The sequence below is a fragment of the Micrococcus sp. LASM2_SD2 genome (assembly GCF_057364565.1).
Window position 1 is genome coordinate 1 of sequence record NZ_JBNFOB010000120.1, and the last position, 6,880, is coordinate 6,880.

6 protein-coding genes and 1 pseudogene are annotated in these 6,880 nt (G+C 72.6%); 1 reads left to right on the forward strand and 6 read right to left on the reverse strand.

Features of this window, described 5'->3' with window-relative positions:
- Nucleotides 1-77: 77 nt before the first annotated feature.
- From AC2W7A_RS07550 to AC2W7A_RS07560, 3 genes and pseudogenes are all read right to left on the reverse strand, one after another.
- On the reverse strand, nucleotides 78-356 hold the full coding sequence (locus AC2W7A_RS07550) for a DUF4235 domain-containing protein (RefSeq protein WP_485990815.1): 279 nt from the start codon (nucleotides 354-356) through the stop codon (nucleotides 78-80).
- Nucleotides 357-565: 209 nt separating this feature from the next.
- Nucleotides 566-1,541, reverse strand: a pseudogene (locus AC2W7A_RS07555) (aminotransferase class IV).
- Between the two features lie 65 nt (nucleotides 1,542-1,606).
- On the reverse strand, nucleotides 1,607-4,609 hold the full coding sequence (locus tag AC2W7A_RS07560; RefSeq protein ID WP_485990816.1) for an MMPL family transporter: 3,003 nt from the start codon (nucleotides 4,607-4,609) through the stop codon (nucleotides 1,607-1,609).
- Nucleotides 4,610-4,924: 315 nt separating this feature from the next.
- Here AC2W7A_RS07560 and AC2W7A_RS07565 point away from each other — a divergent pair, with 315 nt between their 5' ends.
- Complete coding sequence (locus AC2W7A_RS07565) at nucleotides 4,925-5,527, forward strand: TetR/AcrR family transcriptional regulator (protein ID WP_485990817.1); 603 nt, start codon at nucleotides 4,925-4,927, stop codon at nucleotides 5,525-5,527.
- A gap of 7 nt (nucleotides 5,528-5,534) precedes the next feature.
- On the opposite strand, the gene AC2W7A_RS07570 is transcribed toward AC2W7A_RS07565, so the two are convergent.
- The 3 genes from AC2W7A_RS07570 to AC2W7A_RS07580 form a co-directional block, all read right to left on the reverse strand.
- Entirely contained in the window at nucleotides 5,535-6,068 is a 534-nt protein-coding gene (locus tag AC2W7A_RS07570; protein ID WP_485990818.1) for a roadblock/LC7 domain-containing protein, read from the reverse strand.
- Complete coding sequence (locus AC2W7A_RS07575) at nucleotides 6,065-6,250, reverse strand: hypothetical protein (RefSeq protein WP_485990819.1); 186 nt, start codon at nucleotides 6,248-6,250, stop codon at nucleotides 6,065-6,067. Before AC2W7A_RS07575 ends, AC2W7A_RS07570 begins: the two co-directional genes overlap by 4 nt.
- A gap of 118 nt (nucleotides 6,251-6,368) precedes the next feature.
- Nucleotides 6,369-6,880 (reverse strand): nucleoside/nucleotide kinase family protein (locus AC2W7A_RS07580; RefSeq protein WP_485990820.1); only part of this gene is annotated, 512 nt, incomplete at its 5' end.

Consider the following 6,880-nt stretch of genomic DNA (forward strand, 5'->3'; position numbering starts at 1 on the left):
CGGCCGGGGTGGGTCGCCGTCGTCGTGGGGGAGGGCGGAGCCCCCCGGCTCCCTGCGGGAGCCGGGTGCGGGTCGGCTCAGACCTCGTCGTCGATGTTCTTGCCGGTCTTCTCCTCGAACCGGCGCAGCGCGGTGCCGGCGCTGCGCTGGCCGGCGACCTTGATCAGGGCCGAGATGCCGGCGGAGACGAAGGCGAAGGAGAGGGCCTCCACCAGGGGCAGCTCGTCGTCGGTGGCGTCGCGGGGGGCCTCGTGGCCGGTGGCCAGGCGCCAGCCGGTGGCAACCAGCTGGGAGCCGACCATGCCGCCGGCGAAGGTGATGCCGGTGGCCAGCAGGTTGTGGACGAGCTTGTTCATGGAGGGGGTCTCCTTCGGGGACTGGAGGGCCGGACGGGGCCGTCCGGCAACGTGCTGACCCCAGCCTACCGGCGGGGTGGGGGCGCAGGCACGGCGTGCCGCACGAGGGCCCGGCAGCGGATCCTGCGCGGGGCCGGATCACCGCCGCACGGGATCGCGCGGAGGCGGTCCCGGGGCGACGGGATGCACAGGTGGCGGCGGGGCCTCCGTCAGTCGGCGGTGACGGCGTGGGAGCCCGGGTCCTGGTCCTCGCGGAGCCAGGCGTTGAGCTGGTCCGTGAGCTCGTCGTCCACGGGGACATCGGCGCCGTCCACGCTCAGCACGGGGACCACCCCGCGGACCGAGGAGGCGAGCCACAGGCCCTCGATGCCCTCGAGGTCGGCACGGGTCAGCGGCCCGTAGCCCAGCGGCCAGCCGGCCCGCTCGGCCGCGGCGAACACCACGGCCTGGGAGGTGCCGGCCAGGATGCCCTGCCGACGCAGCGGGGTGACCAGCTCGCGGCGTCCCTGGTCGTCTCGGCGGACGATCAGGGCGGTGGAGGTGGGGCCCTCCAGCAGCTGGCCGTCCGAGGAGACGAAGAGGACGTCGTCCGCACCGTTCGCCGGCGTGACGGAGGGCGGCCATGTTCACGGCGTAGGAGAGGGTCTTCGCCCCGGCGAGGAGCCACGGCGCCTCCGCCGCGACGCGCGAGTCCAGGCCGCGGTCGAGCAGCAGCACCCGGATGCCGGCGGGGCGCACGGACGGATCCGGACGGGGAGTGGCGGTGAGGAGCACCCAGCCGCTGGGCTGCGGTGCCAGCCCCGCGGCGACCTCCGGTCCGCGGGTCACGGTGAGCTTCACGGTGGCCGCCGAGCCCGGGCAGGCACGGGCGAACTCCGTGAGCGCCAGGTCGATCGCCTGCCGCCACTGGGCGGGGGACGGGACCGCCAGGTCGAGGATCTCGGCGGAGCCGCCGAGCCGCCCCAGGTGGGCGGAGAGCTTGCGGACGGTCAGGGAGCCGTCCTCGCCGGGGACGGCGAGGGCCGTCTCGAACAGCCCGTCGCCGCGGGTGACGCCCTGGTCCTTCACCGTCAGGTGGGGCAGGGCCGGGTCCGCCAGCTCGGGGACCAGACCGGACACGCCCGCCGGGCGCAGCAGGACGAGGACTTCATGGGACGCGGCGACGCCGCCGGACACGGTGCTCATGGCCCCAGGCTAGCGCCCGGAGCAGGGTGCGTCGTGTCCGACGGCGTCGGTCGGCGTGCGCGTCGTCAGCGGCCGGCGGCGGAGTCCGCCTGCGGGATCTGCCCGGTGACCGTGCGGTCCCCGGACGGGGCCTCGTGGTCCCGCTCCAGCTTGGCGCCCTCGACGTCCACGTCCGGCAGGATCCGGTCCAGCCAGCGGGGCAGCCACCAGGCCGCCGGGCCGAGCAGGTGCATGACCGCCGGCATCAGCAGCAGGCGCACCACGAAGGCGTCGAAGAGCATGCCCACGGTGAGGCCGAAGCCGATCGGCCGGATCATCGCGTCGTGGGCGAAGATGAAGCCACCGAAGACGGAGATCATGATGATCGCGGCGGCGATCACCACGGACCGGCCGGCGCGCAGGCCGGACAGGACCGCCTCGCGGGCGGGCTTGCCGTGGGCGTAGGCCTCACGCATGCCGGAGGCGATGAACAGCTGGTAGTCCATGGCCAGGCCGAACAGCACACCGATCATGATGGTCGGCAGGAAGCTGAGCACCGGTCCCGGCGCGTGCACACCGAAGACCGGGCCGAGCCAGCCCCACTGGTAGATGGCCACCACGGCACCCATGGCCGCGAACACGGACAGGATGAAGCCGCCGGTGGCGATCAGCGGCACCAGCAGGGAGCGGAACACCAGGACCATGATCACCAGGGACAGGCCCACCACCAAGGAGAGGTAGAGCGGGAGGGCCTCGGAGAGCTTCGCCGAGACGTCGATGAAGCCGCTGGTCACACCGGCCACGGCGAGGCTGTGGGCCTCTCCGGCGGCCTCGGTGCCGCGCAGGGTCTGCACGAGCTCCTCGGTGGACACCGCGTTCGGGCCGCCGTCCGGGATCACTTGGATCATCGCGAGCGTGCGGTCCTCGTTGAGCGCGGCGGGCACGGCGGCACGGACGTGGTCCAGGCCGGCCACCTGCTCGGCGACCTCGAGCTGCAGGTCTGTGGCCTCGTCCTCGTCCAGGCCCTGCGGCAGGTCCGCGGTGACCACCAGCGGCCCGTTGTAGCCGTCGCCGAAGGCCTCGCCGGTGAGGGTGTAGGCCACCTGGGAGTCCGAGCCCACGGGCTCGGAGCCGCCGTCCGGCAGGCCCAGGCGCATGGAGCCGAAGGGGACGGCGATCAGTGCCAGGGCAAGGATGGAGGCCAGCGCCGTGGCGACCGCGGTGCCGGTGGACATGCGGCTGCGCTTCGTCCCGCCGCGGCGGGAGGGCCTCTCGCCGTGCAGCGGCTGCAGCTCGCCGGCGTCCACACGGGCGCGCTCCTTCGCCGAGAGCGCCTTCGCGCCGATCAGGGAGAGCAGCGCCGGGGTCAGGGTCACGGCGATCAGGACGGCGATCGCCACGCAGGCGGCGGCCACCGTGCCCATCATGCCCAGGAAGGGGATGCCGGTGACGTTGAGGGCGGCCAGGGCGATGATCACGGTCAGGCCGGCGAACACCACCGCGTTGCCGGACGTGCCGTTGGCCAGGCCGATCGACTCGCGCACCGGCATGCCTGCCTTCAGCTGCTGGCGGTGGCGGTTGACGATGAACAGGGCGTAGTCGATGCCCACGGCCAGGCCGAGCATGATGCCCAGCACCGGGGTCACGGACATCATCTCCACCACACCGGAGAACGCGAGGGCACCGGTGACCCCCACCCCCACGCCGACCAGGGCGTTGAGCAGGGGAAGACCCGCTGCGGCGAGCGCGCCGAGCATGACCACGAGCACGATCGCTGCCACCACGAGGCCGACGACCTCGGCCGGGCCCATCACCTGCGGGACCGCGGCGTTGAGCTGCTGGTCCGGGTGGACGTCCACGCCGTCGATGTCCGCCTGCGTGAGCAGTGAGGTCACGGACTCCTTCTGCTCGGTCTCGAGGTCCATGGTCGGCTTGCTGAACACCACGCGGCCCATGGCCACGTCGCCCTCCTCGGAGACCGCACGGAAGTCCTCCGTCAGGGCGAGGGTGCGCTCGCCGCGCTCGAGCTTCGGACGGTTCTCCGCGATCTGCCGCTCGCCGTCGGCGATGTCCTGCTCGGCCTGCGCCAGCTTGTCCCGCTGGGCCTCGAGCTCCGCCTTCCCGGCGTCGAGCTTCTCCTGGCCCTCCTGCCACTGGGCCAGACCGGAGTCGTACTCGGCCTTGCCGGCCTGCCACTGCTCCAGGCCCTGGTCGTACTCCGCCTTGGCGGCCTGCCACTGGGCCAGGCCCTGGTCGTACTCCGCCTTGGCGGCCTCCCAGCGGGCCTCGGCCTGCGCGTGCTGCCGGCGGCCGGCGTCGAGCTCCGCCTGCTGCTCGGCGGTCCGCTGCTCCGCCTGCTCCTGGGTCAGTCCCTGTGCGACCGCCTGTTCCCTGGTCGCGTCGAGCTGCGCCTGTGCGGCGTCGAGCTCGGCCTCGGCGGCGTCCAGTTCCTGCCTGCCGGAGTCGAGCTCGGCCTCGGCGGCGTCCAGTTCCTGCCTGCCGGAGTCGAGCTCGGCCTCGGCGGCGTCCAGCTCCTGCTTGCCGGCGTCGATCTTCGGCCGGGACTCGTCCAGCTGCGCCTTCGCCTCGTCCAGCGCGGCCTGGTTCTGCTCGATCCTCTGTTCGCCCTGGGCCAGCTGCTCCTTGCCGTCGGCCACCTGCTCCTTGCCCTCGGAGACCTTCTGCTCGCCGTCGGTCAGCTGCTGCTTTCCGTCGGCGACCTCGGCCTCGGCGTCATCGAGCTGCTTCTGCAGGGCGAAGGGGCTCTGCGCCTCGTCCACCACGTCCACGTCCTCGACGTCCTTCATGAGGGCGGCGATCGCCTGCCGCTGGACGCGCGTGAACGCCGACCCGTCCTCCGTGGCGAAGACGACGCTCCCGGACCCCTTGGCCGCGTCCGGGAACTCCCGCTCCAGGCGGTCCGTGACCTGGGCGGTGGGGGTGTTGGGGATGGTCACCGCTGAGGACAGGGTGCCGCCGAAGGCGAGGAAGGAGCCGACGGCGAGGGCGAGGGCGACGAGCCAGGCGGTGATCGCCACGAACGGTCGCCGTGCCGAGGCGAGGCCGAGGCGGTACAGGAGCAGGGCCATGGGAGGTGTGTGTCTTCCGGGACGGGGATGAGGGGCAGGGACGGCGCATCGGTGCCGTTCCAGTGAATAGCATACCGCTAAGCGGAGCACTGCGCTCCGCTAATGCCGGCAGCTATGCGTGAGTCCGCTCACGGGTCGAAGGATGCCCTGCGCACACCCGCTCGCGGCGGCGACCCTGAGGGTCGACTGTCGGGGACTGTTCAACATAAGAGGAATCCCACGCAGCTATCCGTTGGCTGTATCCACTGTTTGATCAGCTCACAGAATCCCAATGTGTGCAGTATTCCTATTGCTTTGAAGTAATATGGAGACACTATGACCACTGAACCCAAGCGACGCGGCCGCCCGCGCAGCCAGGCCTCCCGCGAGGCTATCCTGCGCGCCGCGGCCGAGCTCATGGCTCCCGGCCAGTTCTCCCGCCTCACGATGGAGGGGATCGCGCAGCGCGCCGGTGTGAGCAAGCAGACCGTCTACCGGTGGTGGCCCACCAAGATCGATGTGCTCGTGGAGTCCATCGGCGAGGGCTACCTCGACATCCCGCTGCCCCTCCCGGAGGACACGGGCGATCTCCGTCGCGACCTGACCGTGTGGCTGGAGGGCATGCGGGAGGAGATCGAGGGCGGCGGCGCGAGCTCGCTGTCCCAGGCTCTGATCGGCGCCCTCGCGCTGCAGGACCAGCAGGGCTCGGTCATCCGCGGCGTGCTGGTGGATCCGCTGGTCGAGGCGATGACCGCCCGTCTGCACGCCGCAGGTCTGGCGGAGACGGGGGACATCGAGTTCGCGGTGGACAACCTCGGCGCGATCATCATGATGCACGTCCTGTTCGGCCGGCCCATGTCCGACGACTGGATCGAGCGCGTGGTCAGCAGGGTCCTGGCCGGTGAGTCGATGGTGCACGCCCGCCTGAGCCCGGCCTGACCTCGCCTCACCCGTCCAGCCCACCGTCCGCCTGGGCCTTGGTCAGCCACTGCTGGATGTCAGCGCTGGCCTGGCGGGCGTGCACGATGAGCGTGCCGAGCTGCAGGCCCTCGGCGGAGAGGGACAGGAGCATCTGGCCGAGCGGTGCCTGCACGAAGCTGGCCAGGACGAGGTGGCCGCGACCGGTGGAGACGTTCACCATGGTCTCGCTGCGTGAGGCGGCGCCGGAGGAGACGATCTCGGCCTGCGAGGAGGAGACGGCGAACAGCGAGGAGTTCAGCGCGGCCATGCGGCCGACGTCCTGCGGCTCGATGCCGAGGGCGCAGAGGTTCATGCCGTCGGCGGTGCAGAGCATGGCGGAGCGGATCTCCGGCACGGACTGCGTCACCTTCTCCAGGCGAGGCAGCGCCATGCCGCCGATCATCCGGGACCACAGCTCCCAGTGCTCGGCGACCGCCGGGTCGGCGGCCATCTCCTCGGTCTCGGTGTCTGTGCCGCCGAGCTGCGGGGCGGCGGAGTGCTCCGGGTGCTGGGCGGTCATGCGTTCCCTCCGGTGGTGAGGCCGACGGCGTGGCGGACCACGCGGGTGACGTCCGTGCTGACGATCGGGATGTCGGACAGGGCCTTGACGGCCGTCGTCTTCCCCACGCCCATCGGGCCGACGAAGACGACCTGGTGGCTGGTGGTCGCTCCGACCACGGCGGAGGCGGCGGGCTGGGTCATCGGGCTCCTCGGTGCGGGGGATGGGAGGTGGGTGCGGAGGCGGACGGGTGCGCGCCATCCGCTGCCCGCCGGGCGTCGTCGTGTCCGCCGGGGCAGGCCTCGCGAGGGACGGTGCAGGTCAGTGGAGGCGCAGGCGCACGTCGGCCGCGTCGGCCGGGGAGTGCCCGGCGAGATACTCCTCCTCCTGCGCCGCCCAGCGTCGCCAGTGCGGCGCGTAGACCTCGCCGTCGCGGGCCAGAGCACGGGCGCGGCGGTCCTCGTCGTCGGCATCCACCCAGACCCCCAGGGCGAGCAGCGGCCGGGCGCCGCGGCAGAGGCGCCCACGCCCCTCGCAGACCACGACGTCGGTCGGCGGCACCTCGCCCGGCTGACCCGGGCGGCCGGCGTGCCAGTCCCAGGAGGGCACCTCCGCCGTCTCCCCGCGGGCGAGGCGACGGAGGGCACGGACGTACGGGCCGTCGTCGCAGGTCACGGCCGACAGGCCGTCCCAGCCGGGGTACATCTGCTCCAGGGGGACCACGGTGACGCGGTGGACCGGGCGCAGCCGCGCGGCGAGGGCGGCGGCGAGCGTGGTCTTGCCGGAGCCGGAGCGTCCGTCCACGCCGATCAGCAGGGGCCGGGTCAGTGCCG

Coding starts and splice junctions, on each gene's coding strand:
- AC2W7A_RS07550 (WP_485990815.1), bottom strand. CDS start 356: ATGAACAAGCTCGTCCACAACCTGCTGGCCACCGGCATCACCTTCGCC.
- AC2W7A_RS07560 (WP_485990816.1), bottom strand. CDS start 4,609: ATGGCCCTGCTCCTGTACCGCCTCGGCCTCGCCTCGGCACGGCGACCG.
- AC2W7A_RS07565 (WP_485990817.1), top strand. CDS start 4,925: ATGACCACTGAACCCAAGCGACGCGGCCGCCCGCGCAGCCAGGCCTCC.
- AC2W7A_RS07570 (WP_485990818.1), bottom strand. CDS start 6,068: ATGACCGCCCAGCACCCGGAGCACTCCGCCGCCCCGCAGCTCGGCGGC.
- AC2W7A_RS07575 (WP_485990819.1), bottom strand. CDS start 6,250: ATGACCCAGCCCGCCGCCTCCGCCGTGGTCGGAGCGACCACCAGCCAC.